This window comes from Echinicola jeungdonensis (assembly GCF_030409905.1).
Classification (GTDB): domain Bacteria; phylum Bacteroidota; class Bacteroidia; order Cytophagales; family Cyclobacteriaceae; genus Echinicola; species Echinicola jeungdonensis.
The window spans coordinates 2,289,534-2,304,987 of the sequence record NZ_JAUFQT010000001.1 but is presented as its reverse complement, the minus strand read 5'-3'; the positions used below and the strand labels follow the sequence as shown (position 1 = coordinate 2,304,987).

9 protein-coding genes are annotated in these 15,454 nt (G+C 43.3%); all 9 read right to left on the bottom strand.

All coding sequences use genetic code 11. The annotated features are described in order from the left end of the window. Positions 1–313 precede the first annotated feature (313 nt). The 9 genes from QWY93_RS09430 to QWY93_RS09390 all read right to left on the bottom strand — a co-directional run bounded on the left by QWY93_RS09430 (position 314) and on the right by QWY93_RS09390 (position 15,447). Entirely contained in the window at positions 314–1,198 is an 885-nt protein-coding gene (locus QWY93_RS09430; protein WP_290247974.1) for a hypothetical protein, read from the bottom strand. 2 nt (positions 1,199–1,200) lie between these two features. Beyond that, positions 1,201–4,074 carry a glycoside hydrolase family 2 TIM barrel-domain containing protein gene (locus QWY93_RS09425; protein WP_290247972.1) on the bottom strand — a complete coding sequence of 958 codons (2,874 nt, stop codon included), beginning with the start codon at positions 4,072–4,074 and terminating at the stop codon, positions 1,201–1,203. A 192-nt stretch (positions 4,075–4,266) separates the two neighbouring features. Beyond that, positions 4,267–5,343 (bottom strand): mandelate racemase/muconate lactonizing enzyme family protein, encoded by a 1,077-nt coding sequence (locus QWY93_RS09420; protein WP_290247971.1) that lies wholly within the window; start codon positions 5,341–5,343, stop codon positions 4,267–4,269. Beyond that, a complete protein-coding gene (locus QWY93_RS09415) occupies positions 5,343–7,550 on the bottom strand; it encodes an alpha-L-rhamnosidase-related protein (protein ID WP_290247970.1) in 2,208 nt (735 codons plus the stop codon). Before QWY93_RS09415 ends, QWY93_RS09420 begins: the two co-directional genes overlap by 1 nt. Before the next feature lie 200 nt (positions 7,551–7,750). After that, a complete protein-coding gene (locus tag QWY93_RS09410; RefSeq protein ID WP_290247969.1) occupies positions 7,751–9,337 on the bottom strand; it encodes a sodium:solute symporter in 1,587 nt (528 codons plus the stop codon). A 116-nt stretch (positions 9,338–9,453) separates the two neighbouring features. Continuing rightward, on the bottom strand, positions 9,454–10,221 hold the full coding sequence (locus QWY93_RS09405) for a phytanoyl-CoA dioxygenase family protein (protein ID WP_290247968.1): 768 nt from the start codon (positions 10,219–10,221) through the stop codon (positions 9,454–9,456). A gap of 43 nt (positions 10,222–10,264) precedes the next feature. After that, a complete protein-coding gene (locus QWY93_RS09400) occupies positions 10,265–11,374 on the bottom strand; it encodes a Gfo/Idh/MocA family protein (protein WP_290247967.1) in 1,110 nt (369 codons plus the stop codon). A gap of 34 nt (positions 11,375–11,408) precedes the next feature. Continuing rightward, positions 11,409–13,694 carry a glycoside hydrolase family 31 protein gene (locus QWY93_RS09395; protein ID WP_290247966.1) on the bottom strand — a complete coding sequence of 762 codons (2,286 nt, stop codon included), beginning with the start codon at positions 13,692–13,694 and terminating at the stop codon, positions 11,409–11,411. A 256-nt stretch (positions 13,695–13,950) separates the two neighbouring features. After that, a complete protein-coding gene (locus tag QWY93_RS09390; RefSeq protein WP_290247964.1) occupies positions 13,951–15,447 on the bottom strand; it encodes a RagB/SusD family nutrient uptake outer membrane protein in 1,497 nt (498 codons plus the stop codon). Between the last annotated feature and the right edge of the window lie 7 nt (positions 15,448–15,454).

The following is a 15,454-nucleotide window of genomic DNA, read 5'->3' as shown; positions in this document are numbered from 1 at the left end:
CTTTGCGTTCTCCGTGCCTTTGCGTGCCAACTTCTTATTTTGAATTGGCAACTAAACGCCCTTTTTTCCAATGATAAAGTTACTTTCCTCCATAGAAATACCTTCCTGTGGTATCATGGTGTTTTGAGAGTTGAAAGGTTATAAAGGTTGAAAGGTTGAAAAGTTGGGGGAACGGTTTTAGGAATTGGGAGGATTACTAAATTGGAACAATTAAAGAATATTAGATTGGATAAATGGCAAAAAAATAGCCCTCGTTTGCAGCGAGGGCTATTCGTGGGAAGCATTTTCTTGCTCTTATTATTCTAAACCACTATCAAGCTTTAACTTTTTGTTCTCTTTTTAATGCTTCTTGCCAGGCGGATTGGGCGAATTCCTTGTACAGTAATGCCTGCTGCCAACGGTCCCCTTCTTCCTGTTCCTGCCCTTGGGCATTTTTGAAAGTTCTTGCATAAAAGATGTCTGCCTGGAGCAATTCTACGGTAAAGCAGATATAATCCCCTTCACCGGCCGACCTCAAAAAACCTTGAAAAGCCCTGGTCCACATTTCTTTGAAATGATCGACATAGCTTTGATTTTCACCATTCCCCACATCAACCTGGATGCAACCTGGATTCCCGATTCTCCCGTGCATAAAACGGACCCGGTCAAAAACGGGCTGAATAAATTCCCATTTGTTTTCAATGCCTCCATAAACCATTTCCTGGCCGGTGTACCAATGGGAGAAATCACCATTGAACCTTACCTCTGGAAATCTTTTAGTCAGTTCCACAGTCCTTTGCATGTCCTGGGTTATGGTGGCCCGATGGGTTTCAATATAGATAGGCAGGTCAAATTTTACTGAATTATCCAGTACATAGCCTACCAATCTGTCAACTTCCGCATCAGACTCCATGCCCCAACCCACATGCAGGGTGGCACAGTTATAACCTCCATCTTTCCATTGAGGAAGCAGTTCATCCAGATCACCCACTGCATTCATTCTGGCATGGGCAGTCAGCTCCAGACCTAATTCTTTACAGAGTTCAGGATCGCCATCCTGGATACCTTTGAATCCCGCTTTTTGGATCATTTCATGCTTTTCCCTATCATCCCCTTTAGGTCCCTGGGAAAATGGGGGAAGCTCATTACAGCCCCCATAATTCATATCCACTCTCAAATACGGTTGTTGTTGGCTTCCGTCGTTAGTGTTTTTTATCATGGCTATTTGGATTTAAATTTAAAATAAACCCTACCGGATTTGGAACCACTCACCTTTTGTGGTTGGGAGCTAGGTCCTACCAAATCGGTAGCATTGACTTTATTTCTTACAGCTGGAATCACGTCGAATACTGCAATTCCTGTTTTTGGCAAAGTATATAATAGGGCATCTCTGCCATCCCTTGGGGTGAAAATGCCCAAATAATTGTCCTGGTTTTCGCTGGCCATATAGATTTTCCCTTCAGTGGTTTGAAGTGCTGCCCAATGCCAGTCATTGAAATAGCCTTTGAATTCTGGATAGATGAATGACTCTCCTGGAATTGGATCGTTGTAATCATTTCCATAAATGTCCAGGGTGGTACCATGTATCCTGTTCTGCCAAACCCTATATGGTCCTTCACCCAGCCAACGGATGGACTCAACTTCATGCTCAGGATAATCAAAAGAAACCCCCATCAATTCTACCACTCCATTGTATTGGTAAGTGTAGTCCAATTGAACCAAGCCACCGGGCTGAATGGTCCAAATCACTTCCTCCATGGGACCAAAATATACAGCTTTAACTACAACATTTTCTCCTTCTTGCTGGGCTTCAATTTCCTGAAGCTCACGCTCCAATTCAATTTCTTTATATATCCGGTCCATTCCCTTTTCAAAGTCAGGATTCACCGTGCCATCCAAAGTTCTGTCACCTCTTCTGGCAGCAACAAACCTTGGTCCTCCTTTAAAAGAAATAGCTTTTCCATTTTCCTGTATGGACTGGATTTTCCCATCTTCTCTATCAAATACGATTTCCAAATCTCCTGAAGTCACTTTATAGCCATTAGCCGTAGTTTCCAAAAAAACTTTGCCATTTCCGGAAGTAAGATATTGTTTTTCTTTTTCCCAGGTGTATGACCAGGTCCAGAGTTCTCTTCCTTCTGGATTTTTAACTGTCAGATAAAGGGCATCCGCTTCTTTCCAATTGGAAGGCAATTCCAAATCAATTTCTCCTTCTTCATGTGGGGCTACATCAGGGCCATTGAAATCTTCTTTTTCAATGGTCTTATGACCGGATTTTCCTTCTTCAGGACTATAAAATTCCGCCAACTCCCATTCAAAAGTACATTCATTCAGGTTGGTAAAATCATACCGGTTTTCAACGGTAAAGGTCCCGTCAAAATCTGAAGACAAATGATCATTATGCATCACCATCACTGGAGACCAAACTTCCTTAATCGTAAAGAAACTGCCTTCTTTTTCGTGGTGTGGCCCTACGATACCATCTGCTCCAAAATTTCCCTGGTTATCAATTCTACCATCCTGATCGGTTCGAACAATTCCTTCATCAGCAAATACCCAAAGGAATCCTCCTCCGCTTCGGGGATGCTTTCGCATCATTTCCCAATAATCATGCAAACCGGCACCATGGCCCCCATCATAAAGCCCGTGCAAAAATTCAGTAGGCATAAATATGTAATCCCCTCGGAAATATTCCTGGGTTTCCCCATAAGAACGATAGTGCATGGTTTCCACACCGTTCAACAATTGCTGAGGGTGCAATACGGGACGGTTTTGGGGATCCCACTTGGCAAATTCATCATCCAATTCGGTATTCCAACCACCTTCATTACCATTGTCCCAGAAAATCACACTGGGGTGGTTCACATCCCTGGTCACCAGGGACTCTATCAATTCCATTCCGATGTTTTCATCATAATGGCCATGCCAGCCACCCAATTCATGCAAGACATAAAGTCCCAACTCATCACAGGCATCCAAAAACTCAGGATCAGAGGGATAATGCGACAATCTTACCGCATTCATGTTCATCTCCTTGATCAGTTTGGCGTCTGCATAATTCAATTCTTTGTTCAGGGTTCTGCCTGATTCCGGCCAGAAACTGTGTTTGTTTACGCCTTTCATCAAAACCCTTTGTCCATTAACGTAAATACCATCACTGGCTTTGATTTCAATAGTTCTAAATCCAAAACGGTCCTTGATCTTATGAACCAATTCACCCCCATCATAAAGGGAAAATTCGATATTATACAGGTTGGGGGTTTCTGCAGTCCAAAGTTGGACATCATCAAAATCCGCTTCCAAAACTGCCTTATCTCCTCCTTCTTCAATTTGGGCTTTGATCTCATCCCCCACTTTTTTACCATCTTCATCAGTCACTTGAGCCTTAACTGAAAGGTTGGAATTATAGCCATTACCCAAATAAACTTCCGCTAAGAATTTCCCATTGGCCTGGGCATCGATGGCTGTCCTTTCAATAAACTTAGGAGGTAAGGCTTCAAGGAAAACAGGCCTGAATATTCCTCCAAAATTCCAGTAATCTGCCCTTCTCTCAGCAAGATTGACACTGGCATTGGAGGATTCCTTGCTAACGGTTACCTCCAATAAGTTTTCCTTGCCATATTTTAATAAGTCAGTAATGTCATATTTGAAGCGGTAAAAAGCGCCTTGGTGTTTGTCACCGGCTGACCTACCATTGATCTTAACTTCGGTATCGGTCATGGAACCGTCAAAAATGATCCGGACAATCCGGTTTTCCCATTCTTGTGGTACTTCAAAAGTATATTTGTAATGGCCCACCTCATCGGCAATTCCATCCGGGAAAGGCTTACCATAAAATTTGATACCATATTGGTATTGGCCAAATCCTTCCTGCTCCCAAACAGAAGGCACGCTGATGGTGGACCATTCCCCGCTTTTGCGGCCACCGGTCACCATAAACTCCCATTCTTTGGTATCTTGATAGCCTTTTCCAGAAAGGTATTTTATTTCCGTGCTGGCTTCCTGAGCATAACTTCCAACAAAAGGAAGATGAAGCAATGCCACCAGCATCCAACATAAGTTTTTAAAATTACAATTGGTGAAACTGTTTTTCATTATATAGGTTAGTTTTCGATTTTTCTTTTTTTAGTTTCTCATTGTTGTCCTATCACCTTTGCAGCGGGACGAATACCCCTACCCCCTCAGTGCCATGAGTTAGTGAAGCCAAAGGTTGCTCGCCAAGACGCAAAAGAGCGCAAAGATTCCTTATTTATTAACCTTAGCGATCTCTGCTTCTACCCCAGAAAATTAAACTTCTTCCAACTTTTCATCCTTAAAGCCAAAACCCCAGCCCGGACGGTCATGAGGCATGGCCCAACCATCTTTGATGGTCAATGGGTAATCAATCAAGGGATCAATCCAATCAAAGGATTCTGCCCCCACACCATTGGAAATGGTGCAAAGTAAGGGCACATCATAATCTTTATAATAATGAGGCAAAACAGGCACATGATAGGCCTTGGCCAATGCCGCACTATCCCGCCACCTTTCTACTCCACCTATCCGAAGAATGTCGGGTTGCCAAATATCAATGGCATTTCGGCTAAGCAATTCCCTTAAAGGCAAGGTAGAAAATTCCCTTTCCCCCATGGCAATAGAAATTCCCGTTTGTTCTCTCAGCAATCGGTACCCTTCAAAATCACGGTGATTGATCGGTTCTTCAAACCATTGTATATCCAATGTCCTTGCCGCCCTGGCCAACTGCAAGGCATCTGAAACGGTCATACCTTGATTGGCATCCATCATGATTTGGATGTCCTTTCCTACGGCATCCCGAACCAATCGCAACCTTTCCAAGTCTTCTTTCCAATCAGGTTTTCCAACTTTGATTTTTACAGCTTGGAATCCCCTGGACTTGTAATTGCTGACCTCATCGATCAATTCTTCCAATGAGTAGGAAATCCAGCCTCCACTGCCATAAATAGGCACCTTTTCTCTGGCCTTTCCCAAAATTTTCCAAACAGGCTGCCCAAGGACTTTTCCCTGGGCATCCCACATGGCAATATTATAGGCTGCTTGAGCCCAACGGTTGATGCCATCCTGGCCAAAATATTCATTGGCCTGTTCCATCTTTTCATACACCTGTTCAGTGGCAAAAACAGACGCTCCAACCAGAATTTCACCCATATCTTTCAATGCTCCGGCAATGGCCCAAGGGCTATATTGAAAGGATAGTAAATAAGCCTCTCCCACCATACCATTTTCCAGATTGATCCTCACCACATGAAAGGATATTTCTGTCAAAGTATGGGTACTATCAGCAATAGGCTTATCCAAAGGGGCTTTGGCCTTAAATACCTGAAAAGATTTTATCCGCTCCTTCATTATTTCAGGGCTTTGTAGCTCACTACATATTCTTTACCTGGCTGAACTTCCATTTCATAGGCATCATTGCCCAAGCTTTTTATTTCTCCATCCTTACTTCTTGGCTTGGACCTGCTTTCAAATTTCAGGGTTCCTATACCATGATCTGCAGATACTTTGATTTCCCTGGAATTGGCATACACAGAAATATCACCATTGTCAGTAGGCACCTTACCTTCCATCCATTCCAATCCTCCCAACTCAGGGGAAATTTCATAGGTTTCATATCCTGGGGAAAGTGGTTTCACACCTAAATAATATTTACCAAAAAGGTAAATTGGGCTTGCTCCCCAGGCATGACAAAGGCTTTTTCCATAGGGCCTTCCATACATGGAAAGGTGTTCCCTACCGGATTCACTGGGATCATATTTTTCCCAGAAAGAGGTCGCTCCCAAGTCCAACATTCCTCCCCAATAATCACGGATTTCATCCAAGACAAATTCTTGCTCACCCATGGCACAAAGAGCTTCCAGTTCATAAAATCTCATGTATGGGGTAGTAATTTTCTGCACATCATCATTGAGAAGCACGGAATGCTTAACGGCTTGCTTTTGCTCTTCCTTAAAGTAATCGAAGAAAATTCCGAACATATTGGAATAGCGGGTTACATTGTCCAACACCTCACCATCCACTCTCTGGTGCATGATGGCTTTCCGGTCCTCGGACCAAAAAACATCAAACAACTTTTCTTTCATTTCATCAGCCAGTGTTTGGTATTTGGCCTGGCCTTTTTCATCTCCGGCAATTTCTGCACTTACTGCCATGGCTTCCAAACTTCTGGCCAACAGCATTTGCTCAAAACTCACCTCTCCCTGCTTACTCAATCCATCAGCCCAGTCGATAAAAATCCAATCCCCGGGCAAACCTTCCATCATACCATTTTCATTTCTTCTTTCCAGGCAGAAATCCATCAGGCTGACCATACGCGGGTAAAAATTCTTGATAAATTCCTCATCCCCGGAATACAGGTAATAATCATAAATTCCTACAAACCAGTAAAAAGAATAATCCATGATGGTATTCAAGTGGCTGGCTACCGGCTCTTTCCCTCTTAATGCCAAAAGTGTTCTTCTAACCGATGCATTGTCGAAGAACAGGTAATAATTCATGAGATAACTTTGGTAGGCATCCCCGGACCAGATCCACCGGTCACGTTTAATACCATCCAGAAAAAATTCCCTGGTATTCAAATGCATGGTATAGGCAGAAACATCCCAAATTTCATTCAACAGCTCATCAGAACTATTCCATTTTCCCCGGTATTCCACCGGTAAGTACTCATAAAGCATGGAAACTGAATCATAACTTACTCCTGGATCAGTTTGAATTTGCACATAACGGTAAGCTTTGGAATTTTTTAATGTATAATCTTCGGCTTGGCTGCCATCAAATTCCAAGTGATCCAAAGTCTCGCAATAAGCGCTGTCCATGGCTTCCTCTTCAGATTCACCATAGTAGAGGGAAACTTTTCCTTCCCCTTCCAGGCCGTGGAATTTCACATAGCCAAAAGTCTCTCTTCCAAAATCTACCAGTTCACCTTCTCCCATTGGCTTGGACTCCACCACGTATTGTGGTTTGGTGGCCAATTGGAACTCAGAAGGCAAATCCTCAGGGGTATTAAAATTCCAGGTCCCCACGGCTTCCCAATTAGTACCAGACTGGTCAGAAGCCTTGCCGGTTTCATCAATCCATTCTTTATCCTCAAAAGTCACCTTCCAGCTTTCATCAGTCTGGAGATGTTTACCCTTGATAAATACAGCAGGCACACGTTCCTGGTTATAAATTTTAATCACCATGCTATGCTTTCCGGCAGGAATGGTTATAGATTCTGGCCTTCCATGCACCAGTTTTCCATCTATTTGCAATTTAAAATCTCCCTCTGTGTGGATAGCAACTTTATCTTCTTCCGGAAGTTCAAAATCTTTCCTAAATGTCACCAAAGCATAGGGGCTGTAATATCTCCAAAGTGGAGGCAAAAAAGCACCTCTTTCTGTTCTTCTGGCCTGCATCTTATTGCTCAACCAAATTTCATAATCCCCCGGATACCAGATCCATGTGGCTTTGGGGTCTTTTTCCTGGGCATTAGCATTATAGCTACTGAAAAATAATAGCCCCATCAATAAGACGGGTAAAAATTTACAGATGGAAATTTTGAGTATATGTTTCATCTTAAAGGGTTTTTATTCATTTTAAAACTGCATGGATTACATCGTATTTTTATCCTGTACATTCCTGCTTTTATATAGTATTTAATCTCTATTCTTGAGTATTGAGCTCAATTAAATGACCTCATTTCTAACTTCCTTTTCTGTTTAAATAAATCCAGGTCTTTAGTCTTGATACTTGATACCAGAAACTAGCTACACCTTTAATGGCCATTAAATAAAATGTACATCCCCACCATCACGATGATCAAAGCGATCCAAAGCCATTTCACTTGGGGGGGGAGTTTGGGTATTTCCCCAAAATCCAAAGTACTTACATGTAAATCTTTTTTGTTTCTTTCGATATGGGAAATCACCACAATCAATGCGGCCAAAAACACGAAAATGAAGAAGGAAAGCAGAAGAAAGTGAGGCCAAAATTCGTAAACCTCTTTAGGGAAAACCCAAAGGTACAGGACTCCAATTCCCAAGCTGAGGATGGTCCCAAGGATCAAAATGGTATTGGCTGCCCGGGTGGTAGTTTTCTTCCAAAGCACCCCAAATAAGAATACCACAGACATGGGTGGTGCTATAAAGCCCAATATGGACTGGAAAACATCGAACAGGTTCAAACCTTTGATGCTGTCAATGGCCAAGGTCATAAAAATGGCAATGATGGCACCCAAAACGGTCACTATCCTTCCTATGGTGACAATTTGCTTTTGACTGGCTTCTGGACGGTATTTTTTCACATAAATGTCCATGGTAAATACGGTACTCAAAGCATTCAGGGCTGAATCAATAGTACTTACCAAAGCAGCAATCAAAACGGCCATAATCAATCCGGTCATACCTACTGGAAATAACTTGGTCACCATGGTCATATAAGCCTCATCCGGATTATCCAAATCAGGGAATAATACATAACAAATTATCCCAGGAATGATAAATAAGGCTACATCCAAAATTTTCAACCATCCGGTAAAGTTGGCCCCCATTTGACCTTGTTTTAGGTTTTTGGCACCGAGGATGGATTGCACCATGGACTGGTCCGTACACCAAAACCAAACCCCCATCACGGGATATCCCAGGGCAATAGCTATCCATGGATAGTTAGGATCATCATTGGGCAAAAGCAAATTCCAATATTCTGATGGCGTCTGGTCAATCAATTCTCCAACCCCGCCAACTTTGTACAGTCCCGTCAAAGTCAACACCAAAGACACCAAAATCAACAGCACCATTTGGAATACATTGGTATAGGCAATGGCTTTCAAACCACCTGCAATGGTAAAAAATGCGGCTATCAAAATCAGTACTACCACTGAGAGCCACATGGGGAAATTCAGGATTTGCCGGATCAATATTCCACCAGCAAACAGGGTCAGGGACAGCCAACTGACCAAAATGGTCACAATGGTGTACCAGGCCAGGATGTTTCGGGTTGAATTTCCGAATCTTTCTCCCATAAATTCTGGTAAAGTCTGAACTCTGGCCCCCAAATACCTTGGTGCAAAAACCACTGCCAAGAGGAATATGAAAATAAAGGCATACCAGGCAAAATTACCGGCAACTACCCCGGTGGTATAACCGATACTGGCAGAGGCTATCAACATAGAAGGGCCTACATTGGTACCCCACATGGTGAAACCGATACTTGGCCATCCCAGGGAGTTACCGGCCAAAAAGAGGTTTTCATCACTGGCCCGCTTTTTTTTGAAGCTGACATAGTACCCGATACCAATTAAAGTCACTAAATACAAGCCAACGACTGCAAAGTCCAGCGGCCTTAAAATCTCATGAATTTCCACAATAAATGGGTTTCTGGTTATTTAAAATTGATGAATTGCTATTTGCTGAGAAGCCCTACTGGAAGTTATAACCATCTCCAGTAGGGCTTACAGCTACAAATAATTCGTGAAATACATTATTCCTGTGAGGCAGGCACTGCTTTGACCCTTTCCCCTTTTACTACGAAGGGATCAGCCCAGTAAAGCGGCTCCTGACTTCCTTCTTTGAGTATTGGTTCTGCCGAATATTGCAGCAAAAGCACCCTTCTGGATTTGTTGGTAAAATTGGATCCACTTCTATGAAAACAGGTGCTGGAAAACAAGGCCACATCCCCGGCATTCAAAATGGCAGGTACCCCAGGATTGTCCCCAAAATAGCCCACCTTATCATTGGTACCTTCCTGGAGTTCATGTTCAATCCTATCCCTTGTTCCTGCGTCCTTGTAGGGCAACAGGTAAACCGTACCATTATCTTCATTGACATCATCTAATGGACACCAAACCGATAAATAAGGTTTGTGATCAAAATCCAGATAACCTGAATCTTGGTGCCAACTGAAGGTCATGCCTTTGTCTGCAGCTTTTACCACAAATTGCTCCAGAAAGAGGAAGACATCTTCGCCAAGGATTTTCCGGGTAATCTCTTCAAGCTGTTTGCTGAAGATCAGGTCCTGCATGGTTTCACTGTCCTTATATCTAAGGGCAATAAAATAGCGTTTTCCCTTGTGGTTGATTTCATCCACTTCTACCCCTTTGCGGTCCATTTCCTCATCCTTTTCCTTCATAAACCGCTGACACTCGTCACGCAAACGGTTCAAAAGTTCCTGTGGAATTACATTTTTAACAATGCAGAAGCCATCCTCCTGGAATTGCTTCAACTGCTCATTTGACAGAATTGTACTCATTTTTAAATTGGTTATTTTTGGTTAATTATTAATTGCTTTTGGGTTATTTTTCTACAGGTTCCCTTTTCAGGTATTCATGAAGGTCATATTCGGCTATGATGTCATCTACCTTTTCAGGTTTGCCAGTTTGTAAAGTTTTTTCCATGGTTTTCAGCAGGGCAATGGTGCCAATACCTTCTTTCAAATCAGGATAGGCGACAAAATCATAGTTGATACTGTCCGCGAAGTGCTCCAGGTAGTTGTTGTATTCCCCTGCATGGTGGCTTTTTCCTTCAAAGCGGAAATAGTGCTTGGATTTGTGTTCCCAGGTCACCACCTGCTCTTCACCTGTGCTATCGGTGATCGCATATCTAAGCTCCATGTAATCTCCCTGGCTGCTACCTTCAGTGCCTCTGAGGATACAACTCATCTCACTGTCCCTCAAGGCGGGCTGTACTGGACCGGAATAAGCTCCTGATACCCGGGCAATGCGACCGTCTTTCGCTTTATAGATAAACTGCATGGTATCAGGGTTTTTCAAGCCACCTTTTTTACCATTGGCGCTGAGCATGCCATAGCCCATTACTTCATCTATTTCAGGCAAATACCACCTGATAAAATCCACAGGGTGGCTCAATCCACCATACAACCATTTGAAGGAAGGTTCCAAAGCCCAGGGTTTGGACAAAAACCAACGGTGATCGGCATTATAGTAAGCTTCCAAGGTGATTAAATCTCCAATCAATCCTTTTTTGAAATCTGCTCTTTGGCGCTTCAAGGGTTCAAAAAATCGACTGCTTTGTCCCACAAAAAGCCTTTTACCGGTCTTTCTCTGAATGTCAATCAGCTCCTTGGCATCTTTCAGGTCATCCAATAAAGGCTTGGTACAGACCACGTGCTTGCCATTTTCCATGGCCATTTTGATATGAGTGGCATGGAGTTTGTCTGGTGTATAAATGCCTATGGCATCAATTTCCGGATCCTCCAACATGTCCTCATACCGGGTAGTATATTGGTGAAAGTCAAACTCTTTGGCTCTTTGCTCACAAAGCGCCTGATTGACATCACACATTTTTTGCAAAGTAATTTTCTTACTGTGGAGGGCTGCAGAAATAGTACTTCTTCCTTCGCCTAGTCCTAATATCCCCAGTCTTAGCTTTCCTTCCTTTGTCATCTTTTTACGGTTTTATCAGCAATTTTTATTTCATTCAATTCACTTTCTGCCTTTCCAGCTTCTCCACAAAAGGCCAAATGCCTTTGAAATTTTCATCAACGCTAACCTTTACTGTTTTAGCAAGGTCCATCTCATCTGTACAGGACACCGCCTCTGGATAAAGAGGGATTACCGCACTTTCTTTGACCCATACCGGCATCTCTTCCAGTGGCACCTCCACTTGGTTGAGCCATCTGCCACCCTTGATTTTTTCACCGGAAAAAAGGCTGACCCAGTTTCCTTCGGGCAAATAGATGTCTCTTCGGTTTTCGGAATTCATCACCGGAGCAACCAGGATATCCTCCCCGAAATAATATTGGTCATCAATGTGCCAGCACATTTTATCTTTGGGATGATGAAGCAATAAAGCGCGCAAAACAGGAAAACCGGATTGGGTAGCTTTTTCGCTTTGCTCCAGAATATAGGGGAGCAAAGCATAGCGCAGCTTCCACCATTTTCTTACCATCCCAGAAATATTGGGGAAGTGATAAGGTTCTCTTTTTGAGGTACCATGGTAGCGGATATGAGAGGTAAATACCCCAAACTGGGTCCATCTTATATACAAATCATCAGGTATCACGGAATTCATAAAGTTGGGCACTCCATGGAATCCAGGCACATCGTGGCTCCAAAAGCCAAAGCCTGACAAGCCCAGGTGAAGGCCACCCTTTAAAGAGCCGGCCATACCATCCCAGGAAGCTGCCGCATCACCACCCCAATGGAGCGGATAACGTTGACAGCCTGCCCAGCCTGCCCTCGCCCAAACGATACCGTCACCAGTAACTTCCTTGGTGACTTCATAAGCTGCTTTTTGGTAAAGCAAGCCATATAGATTATTCAATAACTCCGGAGCCATATCATGGTACTGGGCATCCAGGTGGATTTCTTCTCCAAAGTCAGTTTTGATGCAGGTGATGCCCATTTCCAGCAATTCCCGCAATAGATTCTTGTACCATTCTACAGCGGCTGGATAAGTGAAATCAATTGTTCCTGCGTAATCCAATGCGCTAAAATTGGAACCACTCTGCATTTTCTTTTCATTCAAAGGGCCCATGTATTTGTTGGCCTTGGCTTCATCATGCTGTTCGGCCTCAGCTGCGATATAGGGCATTTGCCAAAGGCTTACCCGGTAACCTTGTTTTTTAAGCTTTTGGATAAAACCTTTTGGATCCGGAAATCTTTCAGGGTTAAATTTCCATTCGCACAACCAATCTGTTCGGAACCACCCCGTATCCAAATGGATAACATCACAGGGGTAATCCTCAGCGCGAAGGCGATCGCAGATTTCTTCCACTTCCTCCGCAGAAAAATAAGTCATCCTGCTCATCCAAACTCCAAAACTCCACAAAGGTGGCAAGCTTGGAAATCCGGTCAACTGGCGGTATTGGAATAAAATTTCTTCTGGCTGGTCTCCACCTATCAGGAATACATCCATCAGAGGCTCTTCTACCAGCATCTGCACCGAACGGTTGCTATGGTCTGCCAATGAAAATTTGCTGTATGCGGAAGTATGAAGGAACAACCCGTACATTTCACTGGACAGGTAAAAAGGAATATTTTTATAGGTTCGGCGGTTATTGACACCTTGCCCATCCTGGTTTTTCAACTGGAAAGTATGGCCTGACAGGTCCATCTTGGCAAATCTTTCGCCGGTGCCAACAAACTTTTCATCAGGTTTGGCATGGAAGGAAAAAGATACCCGGTCTATTTCACTTTTTTCTTCCACAAAAGCCAAGCCCATGGCATCAGCTCTTGCGGGGAAGAATTGGTCATAAGCACTTAGCTTTATTGCTTTTTCTCCATCAGGAAAAAAGATCGCCTTAAATGTTTCTTCAGGAGCAGGCAAAAGATCACTCCAATGGTCAGTTTCAGGATCAGAAAGGTCAAATTCTGCCTTTAGCCTTCCCCCCTCGTCTTTGACCAACCATTTTTTGCTTTGCTTTTCAATGCTCAAGCCTGTCTGCTTTAAAGCCTGATTCATTTCAAGCATAGGGGATTTTTCCTTGATTTCCCCACTAAATGCAGCACCAACTCTTAATATTTTATTTCCATAGGCCCTCAGGTTTAATTCAAATACCTTTTGTTCCGCTGAAGTATCAGCACTAAGGTCTGCGGATTCATATTTAAATAATTGAAATGGAATGGTAACCACAACTTCCTTACCCCTTTGAGCAATAGATGTGGGTTTACAAGCCCTCCAAAGCCGGGCTTTGTTTGTTTCGCTATCTAATTCCGGATTAAAATCCAGAAAATCAAAAAGTTGGTAGTTGGTTTGCTTCATGGGGGTTAAAAGACAATTATCTGATAAGGTTTCCCGCATTGCAAAGGATACCTTATCCTCTTATTTATGTTTATTCTAACATTCAGGTAAAACCCTGATTTTGATTTGTCCCTCCAGCAATTTTAGACCAATGATCTAAATGAAATTGAGAAGGCTTTTAATATTAGGAATTACCAGTTTCTATACTGTCCTGCACTTTCAGGAAGGAAAGTGAAGGAGCGGGAAAAAGGAAAGTTTTCTTTCCCGCTCCAATAATTTAGAAATCAGGATTTTGATCCAGATTAGGATTAGCCAAAACATCAGCAGGTGGAATAGGGAAAATCAGGTATTTTGGATCTGAAGGTTCCTTCAAAGTCCAAGAACCAAGGAATTTTCCATACCTCACCATATCCTGGCGACGGTGTCCTTCCCAGAACAATTCTCTACCTCTCTCGTCCAACAAGACATCCAAATCCAAGCTTCCCAATGCATCCACACCACGCATTTCACGGATATCATTGACAATGGCCAAGGCCTCGGTATCCATTCCTTTTCTCAGCAATGCTTCTGCTTTCATCAATAATAAGTCGGCGTATCTCAACAAGACAATATCATTGTCCGCAGCTCCCGGATTTTCATAATCCGGAATGTACTTCACTGGCCGGTAACCATTATACAAGGATGCCCCTACTATAGTCGGGATCTCCTTGGTAAATACCACATTAGGAATTGGATCCCCGTCAGCATCATATTGCTGTCCGGTCAGGAATCCGGCATTGTAACCCCTCGGAGTAGTAACCGGATGGTCGTAATAACGACGGATATCATCTTCTTCAAACAGTTCATACACTTCCGGGGTGGAAGCAAACCCATTCCAACCCCCACCATTTGGCAGGGTCATTTCTCCAGGGAAGATGGCATGCCACCATACCCATAAAGAGTGGGAACGAACTCCACCTTTTCCTTCAATGGTAAACACCAATTCTGTGGAAGCTTCATTATTATTTGGGCTAAAGCTGTCCCAATAGAAATCCAAAGATTTACCTTCAATGGCATCCACATGTTCAATCACTTTGTCCAAATCTGCCTGGTCAAATTGTGGGTTTTCCCGGTTTTCATACACTGCCCTGTTCAGGTAAAGCTTGGCTAATAAACCATGGGCTGCATTTTGGGAAGCCCTGTAAGCTGGGCCACCCTGAGTAAGTAGAGGCAATACTTCCTCCACCTCGCTGATGATAAAGTCTGTTGCCTCTGCCCCCTTCAATACAGTGGAAGGTTCCAGCAAATTATCACCTGGCTCGCGGAAAGGTACCTGATTAAATAAATCAAGCACATTGTACATAAAGAAAGCTCTCAGGAAGCGGGCTTCTGCTGCCAATTCCTGGGTCGGATCAAAGTTCAGCACATTGGTTGCATCGAAAATCCCTTTGTTTAAACCATTCCAAAGAGACTGTATGTAAGGGTTTTGAGGCACCCAAGTATGGGTATGTAATTGACGGTAAACCCCGCCATTGTCCCAGCCTGAAGGCCTGGAGGGTACGATGGCTCCATCTGCGCTGATTTCCTGAAACAGCCATACACAACCAGCGTGTTGGATAAAGCGGCTGTCAAAGTCACGGTAAACAGTTTCCATCAGGGAACTAAAGTCCACATTGGCATTCAGGAATTCCTTGGCTTTGGCCGCTGGCAAATCGGATTTTAGCTCCTCATCCAAATCGGTACAGGAAAAAAGAGCGGCCAGTGATAAAGCATATATTATTTTTGATCTTTTCATGGTAATG

Excerpts from the sequence above, each read along its gene's own strand:
- QWY93_RS09430 (WP_290247974.1), bottom strand. The coding sequence starts at position 1,198 with ATGATAAAAAACACTAACGACGGAAGCCAACAACAACCGTATTTGAGA.
- QWY93_RS09425 (WP_290247972.1), bottom strand. The coding sequence starts at position 4,074 with ATGAAAAACAGTTTCACCAATTGTAATTTTAAAAACTTATGTTGGATG.
- QWY93_RS09420 (WP_290247971.1), bottom strand. The coding sequence starts at position 5,343 with ATGAAGGAGCGGATAAAATCTTTTCAGGTATTTAAGGCCAAAGCCCCT.
- QWY93_RS09415 (WP_290247970.1), bottom strand. The coding sequence starts at position 7,550 with ATGAAACATATACTCAAAATTTCCATCTGTAAATTTTTACCCGTCTTA.
- QWY93_RS09405 (WP_290247968.1), bottom strand. The coding sequence starts at position 10,221 with ATGAGTACAATTCTGTCAAATGAGCAGTTGAAGCAATTCCAGGAGGAT.
- QWY93_RS09400 (WP_290247967.1), bottom strand. The coding sequence starts at position 11,374 with ATGACAAAGGAAGGAAAGCTAAGACTGGGGATATTAGGACTAGGCGAA.
- QWY93_RS09395 (WP_290247966.1), bottom strand. The coding sequence starts at position 13,694 with ATGAAGCAAACCAACTACCAACTTTTTGATTTTCTGGATTTTAATCCG.
- QWY93_RS09390 (WP_290247964.1), bottom strand. The coding sequence starts at position 15,447 with ATGAAAAGATCAAAAATAATATATGCTTTATCACTGGCCGCTCTTTTT.